Below are 15,596 nucleotides of genomic sequence, written 5' to 3'. Positions count from 1 at the left end.
CGAAAATAGAGCAAAATATATCATCTAGAAGATAAATACTAAAACTCATACAACCACAGATTACTTTGCCTATTCGCTTTCGCTGTTGCTAATTTTATTAAAAAATTTAAATACAAATAAACCGCTTTAAAGCGGAATTACGCTATTTTTTTCGTCTCAAATAAAAATAGATATCTAAAAAAATCTGCCAATTTGCAGTAATTTTATAACTATATACAATTGCCTTTATAAATAAAAAATCAGTGTTTTTTATTTGACTATTTTTTATAAATTGCAAAAAATATACCAGAATCATCATTTAGGTATAACATTTTAATAATCAGCTTAAAACAAACAAAATGAAAAGAGAAAACATATTAACAGGTTCGCCATGGGAGGACAAAATGGGCTATTGTCGTGCGGTACGTATTGGAAACATCATCGAAGTTTCGGGTACAGTGGCTATCATTGACGGTGACAAAGTAAAAGCTGATGATGCTCATGCTCAAACGCTAAACATCCTAGAACGTGTTGAAAAAGTTTTAGAAGATTTAAACGCAAGTATGAAAGACGTTATTCGTACGCGTATTTTTACAACTGACGTAAGTACTTTTGAAGCAGTTGCAACTGCTCATGCTCAATTCTTTAAAGATGTTAAACCTACTACAGGTTTTTACGGAATCAATCAATTAGTTGCTCCAGAATATTTAGTTGAAATCGAATTAACAGCTGTTCTTTCTGTATAAAACATCAGACTTTATAAAATATCCCGAGCAAACTGATGCAATAATAATATAACCGCAGATTCACAGATTTCTTCCTTAAAATTTAAATTTAAGGTTTGTGTAAAATTTGCGCTAATTCCGCTTTAAAGCGGTTTAAATGCATCAGAATAATTCAAAAAAAAAAAATGCAAATCTGCGGTTACATAAACCATTTATTTGCCCTGACAAATAACTTCATGTTAGAAAAAGTCAAAACAATACTGCCTATCTTACTCAAATGGTTTTTCATTTGTGTTTTGATAGGCTTTTTTTCTGGTTCTGCCTCTGCTTTTTTTCTAGTTTCTTTAGAATGGGTTACCCAAATTAGAGAACATCATAATTGGATTGTTTGGCTGTTGCCAATGGGAGGATTGCTTATTGGTTTAGGCTATCATTATTATGGAACATCAGTCGTAAAAGGAAACAACTTACTCCTAGAAGAATATGACAAACCGCAAAAAGTGATTCCATTAAAAATGGCTCCTTTTGTCCTTATTGGAACTTTAATAACTCATCTTTTTGGAGGGTCTGCAGGACGTGAAGGTACAGCCGTGCAAATGGGTGGTGCCATAGCCGACCAGTTCAAAATTATCTTCAACTTAGAAAACACAGATAGACGAGCACTTATCGTCATGGGAATTAGCGCTGGTTTTGCTTCCGTATTTGGCACTCCATTAGCAGGTGCTATTTTTGCCATTGAGGTTTTATACTGTAGTAAAATCGACTTTAAAAGTATCATTCTTTCGTTTGCGGTTGCTTTTATGGCTCATTTTACAGTTGAATTTTGGGCTGTTAAACACACCCATTACAGCATTCCTACTATTCCAAACATAAACGGAACTATTTTACTTTGGATAGTACTAGCAAGTATCTTTTTTGGATTTGCGGCCATGCTTTTTTCTCGAACCACTCATTTCTGGGGGCGATTATTTTCCAAAAATATCAAATACCCACCACTACGTCCTTTTATTGGTGGAACCATTTTGGCATTAGCCATCTACTTTTTCAATGTTCATAAATTTGTAGGCTTAGGAGTCCCAGTTATTGTGGATGCGTTTAGTAATCCAAGTGAGAATTATGATTTTTTGCTCAAAATACTCTTTACAGGTTTTACACTTGGCTGTGGATTTAAAGGAGGCGAAGTTACTCCACTCTTCTTTGTAGGTGCTACTTTAGGTAGTGCTCTATCATTAATCATCCCGCTACCAATCGCATTACTAGCCGGAATGGGCTTTGTGGCTGTTTTTTCAGGAGCTACACATACCCCAATTGCTTGTACCGCAATGGGAATGGAACTTTTTGGGTTCGAAAGTGGCTTATATATTGCTTTGGCCTGTTGTATAGCCTACCTGTTTTCGGGTTCTGTAGGGATTTATAGTTCCCAAAACTCGAAAGGAGCTAAACACAAATTGTACCAACGCTTTAAAAGAGCGAACTTGAAGCATTTGTAAATTTTAAAAAAACATCCCCAAAGTTATTTTCAAATTTCGGGTAATTATATGCGCAATTCATTCGTTCCAATTCGTGGCTCAAGCGAAACCGAACGAGCGAAGCAAATTTGTATCTAAATACAATAGATAAAGTTATCCTCTAAAATCATGTTAATTTTGATTTCAACTCCTATTTTACAGTAAAAAAATGTAAATTCGCACACTATGAAAACACAAGACATACAAGCTATACAGCTATTATTAGCTAGCCCAAAAAAAATTGCCATCATTCCTCACCGTAATCCAGATGGAGACGCAATGGGCTCTACTTTAGCCTTATACCATTTTTTATTAAAATTAAATCATCAAGCAATAGTAATTGTTCCAAATGAATTTCCTGATTTTTTAGCTTGGTTACCAGGTTCAAAAACAGTTAAAGTATTTGAAAAAGACAAAGAAAATTGCACTAAAATATTAAACGAAGCTGATCTTATTTTCACTTTAGATTTCAATGCTTTTCATAGAACAGGTAACGAAATGGAAGTTGTTTTAGCTGAACAAAAAGCTACTTTCATTATGATTGATCACCATCAAAAACCTGATGATTACTCCACTTATATGTATTCTGATACTTCGATTGGATCTACTTGTGAAATGATTTACAATTTCATTTCGTTTTTAGATAAAAAAGAACTTATTGATACAACAATTGGAACTTGTATCTACACTGGAATTTTAACAGACTCTGGATCTTTCAAATTCCCAGGAACTACCGGAAACACTCATAGAATTGTCGCTGAACTGATTGATTTAGGCGTTCAAAACACTCAAATTCCAAATTTACTTTTTGACAATAGTTCTTATAGTCGTTTACAATTATTAGGAAGAGCACTTCAAAACATGAAGATTCTTGCTGAACATAACACTGCTTACACTACCTTAACCCAAGACGAACTTGATACTTTCCATTATGTAAAAGGAGACACTGAAGGAATCGTTAATTATGGATTAAGTATCAAAGGGATTATTTTTACAGCTATTTTTATTGAAAATAAAGATGAAAAAATAATTAAAATTTCGTTCCGCTCACAAGGAGATTTTGATGCAAATCAATTTGCTAGAGACCATTTCAACGGAGGTGGACACCGCAATGCCGCTGGAGGAAAATCAGAATTATCAATGGAAGATACCATTCAGAAATTTGAAAATATAGTAACGCAACTAACCTACACACAACATGAGCTATAAAATAGTATTTGGGGTATTTCTTTCACTATTCCTATTGAATTGCAAACATAATCAAGAAGTTCGAAGACCGATTTCACATGCTTCGGGAACTTTTATGAAAAAATCAATTGATAGAAATAAAAAGTTAAATGCAAGCGAAGAAGAAAGAATCAAAGCCATTATAAAAAAAGATTCTAAAACACAATACTATACATCTGACAAAGGATATTGGTACAATTACATTACTAAAAACCTACAAGACACCATTACTCCCAAAAAAGGAGATGTTGCTTTTTTCAACTATGAAATTAAAGACATTGATGGCAAAATAATCTATTCAGAACTAGAACTCAGACCGCAAACCTATTATGTAGACAAGGAAGACATACTTATAGGATTAAGAGATGGTATTAAATTAATGCATCGTGGAGAAAAAGTAAACTTCTTTTTCCCTTCACACAAAGCATATGGATATCGTGGAGATACTAAAAAAATTGGCACAAATGAACCTTTATTAATCACAGTAACACTTAAAGATTTTAAATCTGAAGTTGCTTACCAAAAAGAACAAGAGGAACGTAAAATAGCAACTCAAGTTGCACTTCAAAACGCTTTAAACGACAGTAACAATCCAACTGAAAAGACAGAACATAAAGCCCCAAAAACACCTATAAAACGAAAAGACAGCATTAAATAACAACCAAATAACTATGAAAAAAAACATCCTATATTTTTTACTTATAATCTTTAGCTTTTATTCGTGTAAAGACGAAAACGATAATTTAGCTGATGGTCTGTATGCTAAAATTGAAACCAATAGGGGCGAAATTATTCTTGAACTCAATTATACTAAAGCACCAATAACTGTGGCAAATTTTATAACATTGGCAGAAGGAAAAAATAATTTTGTTACCAATGAACATCTTAAAGGACGCCCATTTTATGATGGATTAAAGTTTCACAGAGTTATCAATGATTTTATGATTCAAACTGGAGATCCATTAGGAACTGGTTCGGGGGATGCAGGTTATAAATTCAAAGATGAAATTACCGATTTAAGATTTTCGGATGGTGGTGTTTTGGCAATGGCCAATAACGGACCAGCTACAAACAGTAGTCAATTCTTCATCACACACCTTCCTACTTCTTGGCTGGACGGCAAACATACTATTTTTGGACATGTAGTAGATAAAGGAATGGAAGTTGTCAATCAGATACAACAAAACGATTTTATCAAAAGTGTGACAATTATTCGAAAAGGAGAAGCTGCAAAAAAATTCAATGCAGAGAAAACATTTTACGATTATTTCTCAGTTGAGGCTGAAAAACAAAAGAAAAAACTTGCTGAATTATCCGTTTATGATGAAAAATTCAAGGAAGTTCGAGAAGACAAAACCAATTATTTTAATGCATTAAAAGCAAAAGCTACTAAAACGTCAACAGGTTTAAAGTATGTCATTACCAAAAAATCAGCTGGTAAGAAACCTTCAAAAGGAACAGAAATTTTTATTCATTATGCCGGTTTTTTAGAAGATGGTAGACTTTTTGATACTAGTATCCAAAACATCGCTAAAACATTTGGAAAATTTGACCCTGCTAGAGCCGAAGCAAATCAATACATTCCTATCCCATTTCAAGCGGGTAGAAAAGATGGCATGATTCCTGGATTTATAGAAGGACTTGAAAAATTGTCCTTTGGAGATAAAGCTGTATTATTTATTCCTTCCCATTTAGCTTATGGAGCTGGTGGAGCTGGAGATGTAATACCTCCAAATGCCAATATTATTTTTGAAATTGAACTTTTAGAATCACAACAATAAAAAAGACCTTAAAATTATCAAAATGAAATTAAAATTTTTATGCCTTGTGCTCTTAGGTGTTTTAAATATCCAAGCACAAACTACAAAAAAAACAGTTGTTACTAAAAAACCAACAACTACCACCAAAGCAGCTTCTAAAAAACCTGCCGAAGGAATTTTTGCAACGATAAATACTACTAAAGGTACTATTGTTATCGAATTAGAATACCAAAAAACGCCAGTAACGGTTGCTAACTTTATTTCACTTGCTGAAGGAACAAACAAATTCGTAAAAGATGAAAAACTAAAAGGAAAGCCTTTTTTTAACGGTCTTAAATTTCATAGAGTAATTAATGACTTTATGATTCAAGGAGGAGACCCACAAGGAACGGGTGCAGGAGATCCAGGCTACGCCTTTAAAGATGAATTCTTGCCAGAATTAAAATTTGATAAAGGTGGTATCCTAGCGATGGCTAATTCTGGACCGAAAACCAATGGAAGTCAATTCTTTATTACACATAAAGAAACACCTTGGTTAGATGGAAAACATACTATTTTTGGACATGTTACTGAAGGTATGGATATTGTTAATGCTATCACTCAAGGAGATGTAACTACAAAAATTACCATCACAAAGGTGGGTGCTTTGGCTAAAAAGTTTGATGCTGCTAAAGTTTTTACTAATTATTTCAATAACAAAGCAGAAGACGATAAAAAACAAGCTTTGATTGACGAAGAAAACAGACAAAAAGAGATCGCTCTACAAGAAGAACAAAAAAGAGCTTACTTTGAAAAATATGCCCCAGTAATAGCAGCTAAAAAAGCATATATCAATGAAGTTAAAGCTTCGGCTAAAACAACAGCTTCAGGTTTAGCGTATAAAGTAATCAACAAAGGAAACGGAGTAAAACCTGCTCCTGGCTCAACAATCTACTTTCACTATGCAGGTTATTTTGAAGATGGAACCTTATTTGACACTAGTTATGAAGAGTTAAGTAAAACTTACGGACAACACAACCCTAATCGTGCAGCTCAAAACGGATACCAACCTTTCCCTTATGAAGTAGGCAAAAAAGACAGTATGATTCCAGGATTTACTGAGGCTATGGAATTACTAACCATTGGTGAAAAAATCATTGCAGTTATCCCATCCAATTTAGCTTATGGTGAAAGTGGCGCTGGTGGTGTGATTCCGCCAAATGCTACACTTATTTTTGAAATAGAAGCATTTAAAGATAAGACTGCAAGCAAGCAATAAAACCAAATACTTATATAGTAAAAAACTCCAGAGCATTCTGGAGTTTTTTATTATACAATTTTGTGTATTTATATTTTCTTTATGTACACGTAATAGGCAACATTCTCCTCTCCTTTGTCATCTATAAAACTAGCATTTAAAGTTGTTTTACCTGCTTTTAGATGTACTCTAAAGTTAGCTGCAAAATCAGTAGGTGATACATTTACTTTTTCTTTTACAGTATTCCCAAAATTAATAGTTGCTGCTACATAATTCATAACTTTTCCGGCAGGAACATCTTCCTCAAGACCTGAAATTTCTTTTCTAGTTATAGCCTTTGCTGATGCATTTAAAGCTAAATTTGCCTCGAGCGGATATCTTCTTAGTGATAGCTCGTAAGTACCTTCTGAAAGAATGTTTACACTCCAATATCCTGATCCTTTTTGTCCTTCACGAATACTCGGTTGGTTCCAAGGTTGTTGTCCGTTAGCCGCATGTACGTCATGAGCGGTTAGTGTGATTGGATTTTCTAGTTTATTACCTATCTTAAAACAAACTTCTTTATCAAAATCAACAGAAACTTCTTTCCACCAGTTTTCATAGAAATTTCTCATTTCAGCCACTTTATCAGGTTTTTGTGCTGCAATATTGTTTTTTTGACCTTTGTCATTGGCAACGTCATACAATTCTTTTCCGTTAATTAAACGCCATTTGTTTTGCATCACGGCAGAGGATTTCCATTTTTCAGGATTTTGAATACGTTGAGAATCGGTAACTAATATACGATCATCAGAAGTTTGTGTTCCTCTCAATAAAGGAAGAATACTTTTTCCGTTTATTTTTTTATGGTCTTTTGGCAACTCAATTCCACACATTTCAGCCAATGTAGGCATGATATCTAGTTGTGCCGTTAGTTCATCAATATCTTTGGGAGTTGAAATTTTCCCATCTTTCCAATAAATAAAGAAAGGTACTCGATGCCCTCCTTCGTATTCACTTCCTTTTGTGCCACGCATTTCAGCATTGTAACCAGTTACTTTTGCTCCTTTAGCATAATATCCCGCAGCAGTTCCGTTATCTGTCATGTATATCAAAATGGTATTATCAGACACTTTTAATTTTGTTAAAGCTTTACGAAGTTTTCCAAAATTATCATCGATATTAGAAATCATTCCGTAAAAACGTTTTTGTTTGTCAGCTAAAACTGTTTCAGGAAGATCTTTATATAGGTTGTAATATTCAACTGGAACATTGTATGGCCCATGAGGAGCGTTAGGAGCTAGATAGCAAAAGAAAGGTTTGTTTTTATTCGTTTTAATGAAGTTGATAGCTTGTTCAAAAAACACATCTGTACAATACCCTTTGTATTTTTGAGGCTTTCCATTTTTAAAATAAGTATCATCAAAGTACGTATTTCCCCAATAATCAGGTGTTTGTTCAATTCCTCCACCTTGATGCATTACGGTTTCATGAAACCCCCTGTTTTCTGGTTTAAAATCATAATTGTCTCCTAGGTGCCATTTACCAAAAGCCCCAGTTATATAACCTGCTTGAGTAAACATATCACCTAAAGTTTTTTCGTCTTCGCGAAGTAAAGACCATCCTCCTACTGTATGCCAAACCCCAACACTATTAGCGTATCGTCCAGTCATCAAAGAGGAACGAGTAGGTGCGCAAGTAGGTCCAACATGAAAATCTGTTAAGTGGTAACTTTCATTATAAAAAGAGTCAATATTTGGCGTCTTAATAATAGTATTTCCTGTAGCTCCTAAATCGCCATACCCTTGGTCATCTGTAATAATCAGGATTACATTAGGTTGTGATTTCTTTACTGATTGCGCTTCATTTTTAGAGACACACCCTAGAATTAAAACACTCAAAAGTACCGTCGTCTTTAATATTTTCATTTTTATAATTACAATTAATATTTTTCCATTGTTGTTAATTCTGGTGATCCACCTCTATTACCACTTCCTGATGCTATATACAAAACATCCTTATAATTTAATATTCCCGAACCGTGTCGTCCTCTTACTAAAGACGGGAAAACACGCCAAGTATGATTGGTGATATTCAAAGCATCAACCTCATTGTGTGCATGCCCTTGACGAATTGACTCACCTCCTATCACTAAAATTTCGTTATGATAAACAGTAGACATTGATCCAGCACGTTGATTGGGTAACTCCTCCTTCAATGTTTCCCACTTCCTGTTTTTTATATCGTACACATCCACTTCTCCAATTGTTTCAGAAAATGTTTTGTCTGGAGCCATTGATTGCCTACCTCCTAGTACGTAGATTTTACCATTAGTCGTTACTGCCTGAAAATGATCTCTAGCTCGTGGAGCATCTGGTAACACTTCCCATTTAGCTGTAATTATATTATAACTGTCTAAACCTTTTTGGTGTCCACTTCTATGTCCATCAATGATACCACAAGAGACATAAACCATATTCCCTATAATAACGTTACCTGTAGAACCTCTCAAACGAGTTGCAGGAATGACCCCTCCTTTTGACCAAATATCCTTTTTAGTATCATATATATAAATATTAGGCACTGGCGTTTCACTTGGATAAGGTCCTGTCAAAGCTCCAATAATATAAACTTTACTATTATGTACTACAGGCTGAAAGTGATGCAATTCAATAGGTGGTTTTGTTCCTTTAGTCCACTTTTGTGTTTCGATATCAAAAATGCTTGTCGGTTTAATTCCACGCCCGCCTAAAAGAAACATTTTTTTACCCACTCTTATAAAAGCAGCTTCATGACGAGCGATTGGCAATGAATTATCTGCCGATGAAACGGTTGTCCAAACTTTATTAATTTCAGCTGTAGGTTGTAACTTTTTAGCACAAGCCATAGCCAAGAGTAACATTAAGAAACTTACAAATAGTATTTTTTTATTCATTTTAATTTTACAGGTATTCTTTATTCAAAATCACAAAACCTACAGCATCAGGGAAAGGAAATCAATAGACACATTATTGTTTTGTGTAAATCCGATTCCAGGAATTAAAAGACTTAATGTTAGCTGTACAGCTTTTAATATTAATTTTTAAAAGTTATTCCTGTAATTTCTTTAGATTTTGTTTTTTTATTTTCAAAGTCTTTTTCAGTACCAAAATTTAATACAAATCGGTGATTACTACCTTCTAAAGCTGTTTTTACCGGAACACTTATCTCTTGCGTACTATTTCCTGGAGCTACTTTCATCTTAGGTGAAGATGAAATCCAGTTATTACCACTCCATACCGCAACCTGCACATATTGTTCTTTACTAAATTGACAATCAATCTCAAAATCCAATACTTCAGCACTTTGAAGAACATTAGGAGTCAAAGGAGAAAATGAAGCATTATCTGCAAAACGAAATTCTTCATCTACAAATTCAACATTGTAAAGAACCACAGAAGATATGGTTGTTTTCCAGTCTCCATTACGCTCTCTTAGCGCCAACATTAATCGATATCCATCACCAACTGGAATTGGCTTCACTACATCAAGTTTTATTTCAAGTATTCCACGACCTTTTTTTACGGGTACTTTTTTACTCAACCAATACTTTTCTGGACCTTGAGTTAGTTCAAAATTTACATCACGGTCTTCATTTACTACATACCCCACTGTAAAAGAATAGCTATCACCCTTAGTGTATTTTACTGCAACTGGTTTTACATATAATACTTTTTCGACTTCTTGAGCAACTCCTTTTCCTGACAAGAAAATTGTCAACATAAATACAAAAATTAATTTCATTTCTTTCTTCATAATAATCTAGTTTAGTTATTTAATTATAGTTAGTTATTTCAAGTTGTGAAACTTAAAATGAAATATTCAATACATTTTTCTAGTACACCCCTTAAAACATAAATTGTTGAATGGTAAATATACCTTTTTCGATAAAACACAAAAGTCAGTCATGTTTCTAATACTACCACATATGTTTTTTTTAAATATAAAGCTGCTCTATACTACATTAAAACTCAGTAAAATCAACTATTTTAAATGTTTAGGCATCCCCAACTAACATATAATCGTACTGATTTTTGCGGGTACAAAGTCACTATTCAAGATGTTTTAGGATCAGAATCTTAGCATCGGATTATTGCTTCTTCCTATCAAACAATTCAACATAACAGCAAAAACTGTTAAAAAATATTCTGCGGAAAAAATCCTAAAATCAAAAGACACTTCATTACTTTTACAAAAAAAAAAGAATGCCCGAATACTTCCTCGACCAAAACTATAACACCATTTTCTACCAAGAGGAAGAACTCAATTTCAAAGAATTTGAAGCTTGTATTTTTACAAATTGCGATTTCACCCAATGCAATTTCAAAGCTATTACTTTTATCGATTGTACTTTTACCAATTGTAATTTCAACAATGCCAACATCAATCATGTTGCTTTTAGAACAGTTTATTTTAATCAGTGCCAAATCATTGACGTTAATTTTGCAATGACGGATAAATTCATTTTTGAAATCCATTTTAAAGATTGTATTTTGGATTTCTCTAAATTTTATGCACTCAAAATGAAAGGTACCACTTTCACCAACTGTAGTTTGATAGCGGTCGATTTCATGCAAACAGATTTGACTGCAGTTTCCTTTACAAATTGCGACTTATATCGCGCCGAATTTGATAAAGCTACAGCTAATAAAGTAGATTTTTCAACTAGTCGAAATTACACCATTAACCCAAAAACTACCAAACTCAAAAAGGCTGTTTTCTCCTTAGAATATTTAAAAGGGCTGTTATTTAAACATGATGTTATCGTGGAATAAGGCTTAACCACAAAGAACACTAAGAATGGCACTAAGAACACTAATTTTTTTTTACCACGACGGCGCTAAGGCACAAAGATTTTAACAATTACTCCTAACTAGAACCAACCAGAAACAAGATTAAGTATTTTTTCAGAATACTTGGTGTTGCTACAAATGCTAAAAAACAATCTGTGATAATCTGTTTAATCCTTGTCATCTACGGGTTATAAACTATAACTTTTTCTCCATTACATAATCCTCCATCAAATAACCTTGACCAATGTCAATATCCTCTTCTCGAATAATCGAAAAACCTATTTTTTGATAAAAAAATAACGCCTTATTAAATCGATTGACGTTTAATAATAGGGATTGGGATTTTGCTTTAAGAGCCGAATCAGCAATATAATCAACGATTTTCTTGCCCATACCTTTGCCTTGTGTCTCAGGCAAAAGGTAGAGTTTGTGAATTTTGGTTGCCTTTTCGCCATTATAATCATGCTCGAAGGAAGCAAAACCAACAACAGCATTATCATCTTTAGCTAATACAAAATAATGCCCTGATTGCGCTACATTTTCCTTTAGTTTTTCCACTGAGTAAAAAGAATCCAACATATACTCCATTTGCTCTTCGGACAAAATCTGTCCGTAAGCCAACGGCCAAGTTTTACGAGCAATCGCTTCGATAACAGCAAAATCTAGAATGCTTGCAGGGACAATGACAACCATTCTTTATTCGTTAAAAATTCTGTTTTCTTGTTCACTTACTCGAATAAAAGTTGTGCGCTTGGTCAATTCTTTCAATCGAGATGCTCCAACATAGGTACAAGTACTACGCAAGCCTCCCAAAATATCTAAAATCGTATCAATCACATCACCTCTAAAAGGAACTTTAACAGTCTTCCCTTCGCTGGCACGATATTCAGCAACGCCTCCCACATGTTTTTGCATCGCTGTAGTCGAACTCATTCCGTAGAACTGCTTGAATTTCTTTCCGTTATTTTCAACCAACTCTCCTCCACTTTCAGTGTGTCCTGCCAGCATTCCGCCAAGCATCACAAAATCGGCACCAGCTCCAAAAGCCTTTGCTACATCACCAGGTGTAGCACAACCGCCATCACTGATGATATGACCACCCAAACCATGTGCAGCATCAGCACATTCAATGATAGCCGAAAGTTGGGGATACCCCACACCTGTTTTTACCCTTGTCGTACAAACGGAACCTGGCCCAATACCAACTTTAATAATATCAGCACCCGCGAGTAACAATTCTTCAACCATTTCGCCTGTGACCACATTTCCCGCAATAATTACTTTATCAGGATAAGATTTCCTCGTTTGTTTGAGAAAGTTGACAAAATGCTCAGAATAACCATTGGCAACATCAATGCAAATAAATTTTAAAGCTGGAAGTTTTTCTAAAATTTCGGCTAATTTTTTAGCATCGTTTTTACCTGTTCCTGTACTAATGGCAATATAATCATACATTTCAGGAGATAATCGACTAAAAAATTGTGTCCATTCTTCTAACGTATAATGCTTGTGAATAGCAGTGAAAAGTTTTTCTTTGGCTAGAGCCAATGCCATTTCAAAAGTCCCTACGGTATCCATATTGGCTGCAAGAATGGGAATACCTGTCCAAGTTGTTGTACTGTGTAAAAATTTAAAAGTACGTTCTAAATCCACCTGAGCTCTACTTTTAAGAGTAGAACGTTTGGGTCTAATCATCACGTCTTTGAATCCTAATTTGAGGTCGGTTTCTATTCTCATCCGTTTGAAGTTTTGATTACTCCCAAATATACCGATTTTGAAAAAGAAAGCCTTTATATTGCCATTGAAACTAATCCCTAATTTATTAACAATTACGTTTTTTCTATGCTTAAAAATGCCTGCCCTAAATAATTGATAATATCTGAAGCAATAAACGATTGTACTCCCATTTCGGGCAAAGCAATATCAGCAGTAAGACCATGAAGATAAACACCGATAATGGCTGCATTGATGGGTTCGTAAGATTGTGCCAATAAACTGGTAATAATCCCCGTTAAAACATCTCCACTTCCAGCTGTAGCCAAGGCTGCATTCCCAGTAGTGTTTTTGTAGATATGAGAACCATCTATAATGAGTGTAGGAGCTCCTTTTACAACGACAATGACATTGTATTTTTTAGAAAAAGAAATTGTCATGTCAATTTTTTCGTCCTCAGTTTGCCAATCTCCAATTAACCTTTTTAATTCTTTGAAATGTGGCGTAAGAATTGTTTTTGGAGGTAACAGTGCCAATCCTTCTCTGTTTTTAGATAAAATATTTAATCCATCAGCATCTACCACTAAAGGGTAGTGGTTTTTTTTCAAATAATTCAAAACTGCTTTTTGGGTTTGCGATGATAAGCCTAATCCAGGACCTAATCCTACGGCGTTGGGATGTATGCCTACATTAACATTTGAAATTCGTCTTTCTACATCATCTGTATAAACCATCACTTCGGGGTTTGCGAGTTGCATAATATGATAACCGCATCGAGGGACGAAGGCAGTTACTAATCCACAACCCGATTTAATACACGAACGAGTAGCTAAAACTGCTGCCCCCATTTTCCCATAACTTCCTGCTATGAACAAAGCATGCCCTTGCAATCCTTTGTGTGTTGTGGGTGAAATAGGCTTATAAAGTTTCAGAATTTCACTTTTATCGATTGGTTTAAGTGTTTTCATTTTGTGCAATTTTACTTGAAATTACAAATTTAAAATGAATAACAAAAGTGTATTCTATTCCAAATGCCCTAGCCCAGATGGAAGCGGCATCCTTTTCCTCCTTTTTTTTCAAAAGGAGGAAAAGATATAGCGGACAGCTGGATTAGCTCCTTAAAAAAAGACTGCATATCTGCATGGCTTTCGCTTTGGTATGTCCATAAAAAAGCAATAAATTAGCGCCTTCAAAAAAAACAGAAAATCACGATGAAAAATACTGCTCTTACGCACATACACGAAGGTCTTGGCGCCAAAATGCTTCCTTTTGCAGGATACAATATGCCTATTTCGTATGAAGGAATCAATGCTGAACACGAAACGGTACGTAATGCAGTGGGTGTTTTTGATGTTTCGCACATGGGGGAATTTTTACTATCAGGTTCTAATGCATTGGCTTTGATTCAAAAAGTGACTTCAAATGATGCCTCTACTTTAACTGACGGAAGAGCACAATATTCATGTTTACCTAATGCTACTGGTGGTATTGTTGATGATTTATTGGTTTACAAAATCAAAGACGAACAATATTTATTAGTCGTTAACGCTTCGAATATTGATAAGGATTGGGAATGGATTTCGAGCCAAAATGATATGGGTGTCGAAATGAAAAATCTATCGGACGATTATTCCCTATTAGCCATTCAAGGGCCAAAAGCCGTTGAAGCGATGCAATCCTTGACTTCAGTTGATTTGAGTGCGATTGCTTATTACCATTTTGAAGTGGGTGATTTTGCTGGAATCGAACATGTAATTATTTCGGCTACTGGATATACAGGTGCTGGAGGTTTTGAGATTTATTGTAAAAACAGTGAAGTAGAACAAATTTGGAATAAGGTTTTTGAGGCGGGTGCTGCTTTTGGCATCAAACCAATTGGATTAGCCGCTCGTGATACTTTACGCCTTGAAATGGGATTTTGCTTGTACGGAAACGACATCAACGATACCACTTCGCCAATTGAAGCGGGATTAGGTTGGATTACCAAATTCAATAAAGAGTTTACCAATTCAGAAAATCTTAAACAACAAAAAGAAGCAGGTGTTAGCCGAAAATTAATTGGTTTCGAAATGCAAGAACGTGCTATACCGCGTCATGATTATGAAATTGTAGATGCCAATGGAAACGAAATCGGAATTGTAACATCAGGAACCATGTCGCCTTCGTTAAATAAAGGAATTGGACTTGGTTATGTAACTATCGAAAATAGTGCAGTTGATAGCGATATCTATATTCGTATTCGTAAAAAAGATGCTTTGGCCAAGGTGGTGAAATTGCCATTTTATAAGAAGTAAAGAAAGGTGCTGAGGGACTGAGTTACTGAGGAGCTAAGTTTTTTTTAAAACATATAAGTCATAGAAGTTTTTTTACTGGCTTGTGTGATTTAAAACATATAAGAAATTGAAGAACATATAAGCAGTTGAAGCATACGACGAGATTTTTTAAATTTCTCTAATTTCTTTAATCTGTGTTTCAAAAAGTTTAAACATATAAGTCATAGAAGTTTTTTTACTGGCTTGTGTGATTTAAAAACATACAAGAAATTGAAGAACATATAAGCAGTTGAAGCAGACGACGAGATTTTTTAAATTTCTTTGATTTCTTTAATCTGTGTTCCTAAAACTCTAGACAAATAA

At 34.5% G+C, this 15,596-nt stretch carries 15 protein-coding genes; 8 read left to right on the top strand and 7 right to left on the bottom strand.

The features are described from left to right. Positions 1 to 338: 338 nt before the first annotated feature. The 6 genes from SLW70_RS10675 (at position 339) to SLW70_RS10650 (ending at position 6,457) form a co-directional block, all read left to right on the top strand. Positions 339 to 725 (top strand): RidA family protein, encoded by a 387-nt coding sequence (locus SLW70_RS10675; protein ID WP_320888359.1) that lies wholly within the window; start codon positions 339 to 341, stop codon positions 723 to 725. Positions 726 to 940: 215 nt separating this feature from the next. Next, entirely contained in the window at positions 941 to 2,194 is a 1,254-nt protein-coding gene (locus SLW70_RS10670; RefSeq protein WP_320891787.1) for a voltage-gated chloride channel family protein, read from the top strand. Positions 2,195 to 2,398: 204 nt separating this feature from the next. Beyond that, on the top strand, positions 2,399 to 3,421 hold the full coding sequence (locus SLW70_RS10665; protein WP_320888358.1) for a bifunctional oligoribonuclease/PAP phosphatase NrnA: 1,023 nt from the start codon (positions 2,399 to 2,401) through the stop codon (positions 3,419 to 3,421). After that, a complete protein-coding gene (gldI, locus tag SLW70_RS10660; RefSeq protein WP_320888357.1) occupies positions 3,411 to 4,097 on the top strand; it encodes a gliding motility-associated peptidyl-prolyl isomerase GldI in 687 nt (228 codons plus the stop codon). The genes SLW70_RS10665 and gldI overlap by 11 nt, the downstream gene beginning before the upstream one ends. Before the next feature lie 13 nt (positions 4,098 to 4,110). Continuing rightward, positions 4,111 to 5,220: a peptidylprolyl isomerase gene (locus tag SLW70_RS10655; protein ID WP_320888355.1), complete on the top strand. Its 1,110-nt coding sequence runs from the start codon at positions 4,111 to 4,113 to the stop codon at positions 5,218 to 5,220. Positions 5,221 to 5,242: 22 nt separating this feature from the next. Next, on the top strand, positions 5,243 to 6,457 hold the full coding sequence (locus SLW70_RS10650; RefSeq protein WP_320888354.1) for a peptidylprolyl isomerase: 1,215 nt from the start codon (positions 5,243 to 5,245) through the stop codon (positions 6,455 to 6,457). Between the two features lie 68 nt (positions 6,458 to 6,525). Here the strand turns inward: SLW70_RS10650 and SLW70_RS10645 are convergent, their stop codons facing one another. From SLW70_RS10645 to SLW70_RS10635, 3 genes are all read right to left on the bottom strand, one after another. After that, on the bottom strand, positions 6,526 to 8,343 hold the full coding sequence (locus tag SLW70_RS10645; RefSeq protein ID WP_320888353.1) for an arylsulfatase: 1,818 nt from the start codon (positions 8,341 to 8,343) through the stop codon (positions 6,526 to 6,528). 14 nt (positions 8,344 to 8,357) lie between these two features. After that, positions 8,358 to 9,350 (bottom strand): Kelch repeat-containing protein, encoded by a 993-nt coding sequence (locus tag SLW70_RS10640; protein ID WP_320888352.1) that lies wholly within the window; start codon positions 9,348 to 9,350, stop codon positions 8,358 to 8,360. A 140-nt stretch (positions 9,351 to 9,490) separates the two neighbouring features. Further along, positions 9,491 to 10,210 carry a hypothetical protein gene (locus SLW70_RS10635; RefSeq protein ID WP_320888351.1) on the bottom strand — a complete coding sequence of 240 codons (720 nt, stop codon included), beginning with the start codon at positions 10,208 to 10,210 and terminating at the stop codon, positions 9,491 to 9,493. Between the two features lie 449 nt (positions 10,211 to 10,659). Between SLW70_RS10635 and SLW70_RS10630 the strand changes: the two genes are divergently transcribed. Beyond that, positions 10,660 to 11,229: a pentapeptide repeat-containing protein gene (locus SLW70_RS10630; RefSeq protein WP_320888350.1), complete on the top strand. Its 570-nt coding sequence runs from the start codon at positions 10,660 to 10,662 to the stop codon at positions 11,227 to 11,229. A gap of 213 nt (positions 11,230 to 11,442) precedes the next feature. Here SLW70_RS10630 and SLW70_RS10625 read toward each other — a convergent pair whose 3' ends face one another. From SLW70_RS10625 to SLW70_RS10610, 4 genes are all read right to left on the bottom strand, one after another. Then, positions 11,443 to 11,940 carry a GNAT family N-acetyltransferase gene (locus tag SLW70_RS10625; RefSeq protein ID WP_320888349.1) on the bottom strand — a complete coding sequence of 166 codons (498 nt, stop codon included), beginning with the start codon at positions 11,938 to 11,940 and terminating at the stop codon, positions 11,443 to 11,445. Between the two features lie 3 nt (positions 11,941 to 11,943). After that, positions 11,944 to 12,984, bottom strand: a complete 1,041-nt coding sequence (gene guaC / locus SLW70_RS10620) for a GMP reductase (RefSeq protein WP_320888347.1) — start codon at positions 12,982 to 12,984, stop codon at positions 11,944 to 11,946. 92 nt (positions 12,985 to 13,076) lie between these two features. Beyond that, positions 13,077 to 13,928, bottom strand: coding sequence for an NAD(P)H-hydrate dehydratase (locus SLW70_RS10615; RefSeq protein ID WP_320888346.1), 852 nt, complete (start codon positions 13,926 to 13,928; stop codon positions 13,077 to 13,079). Continuing rightward, on the bottom strand, positions 13,915 to 14,040 hold the full coding sequence (locus SLW70_RS10610) for a hypothetical protein (protein WP_320888344.1): 126 nt from the start codon (positions 14,038 to 14,040) through the stop codon (positions 13,915 to 13,917). The genes SLW70_RS10615 and SLW70_RS10610 overlap by 14 nt, the downstream gene beginning before the upstream one ends. A 131-nt stretch (positions 14,041 to 14,171) precedes the next feature. Between SLW70_RS10610 and gcvT the strand changes: the two genes are divergently transcribed. Beyond that, the gene (gcvT, locus tag SLW70_RS10605) at positions 14,172 to 15,254 is read left to right on the top strand and encodes a glycine cleavage system aminomethyltransferase GcvT (protein WP_320888343.1); all 1,083 of its coding nucleotides are present in this window, start codon (positions 14,172 to 14,174) and stop codon (positions 15,252 to 15,254) included. Positions 15,255 to 15,596 lie beyond the last annotated feature (342 nt).

It is taken from the genome of Flavobacterium sp. NG2, from assembly GCF_034119845.1.
In the GTDB taxonomy this organism is placed as follows: Bacteria; Bacteroidota; Bacteroidia; order Flavobacteriales; family Flavobacteriaceae; genus Flavobacterium.
Note: the sequence above shows the minus strand (reverse complement) of the source record. Positions and strands in the feature narration are given on the sequence as shown.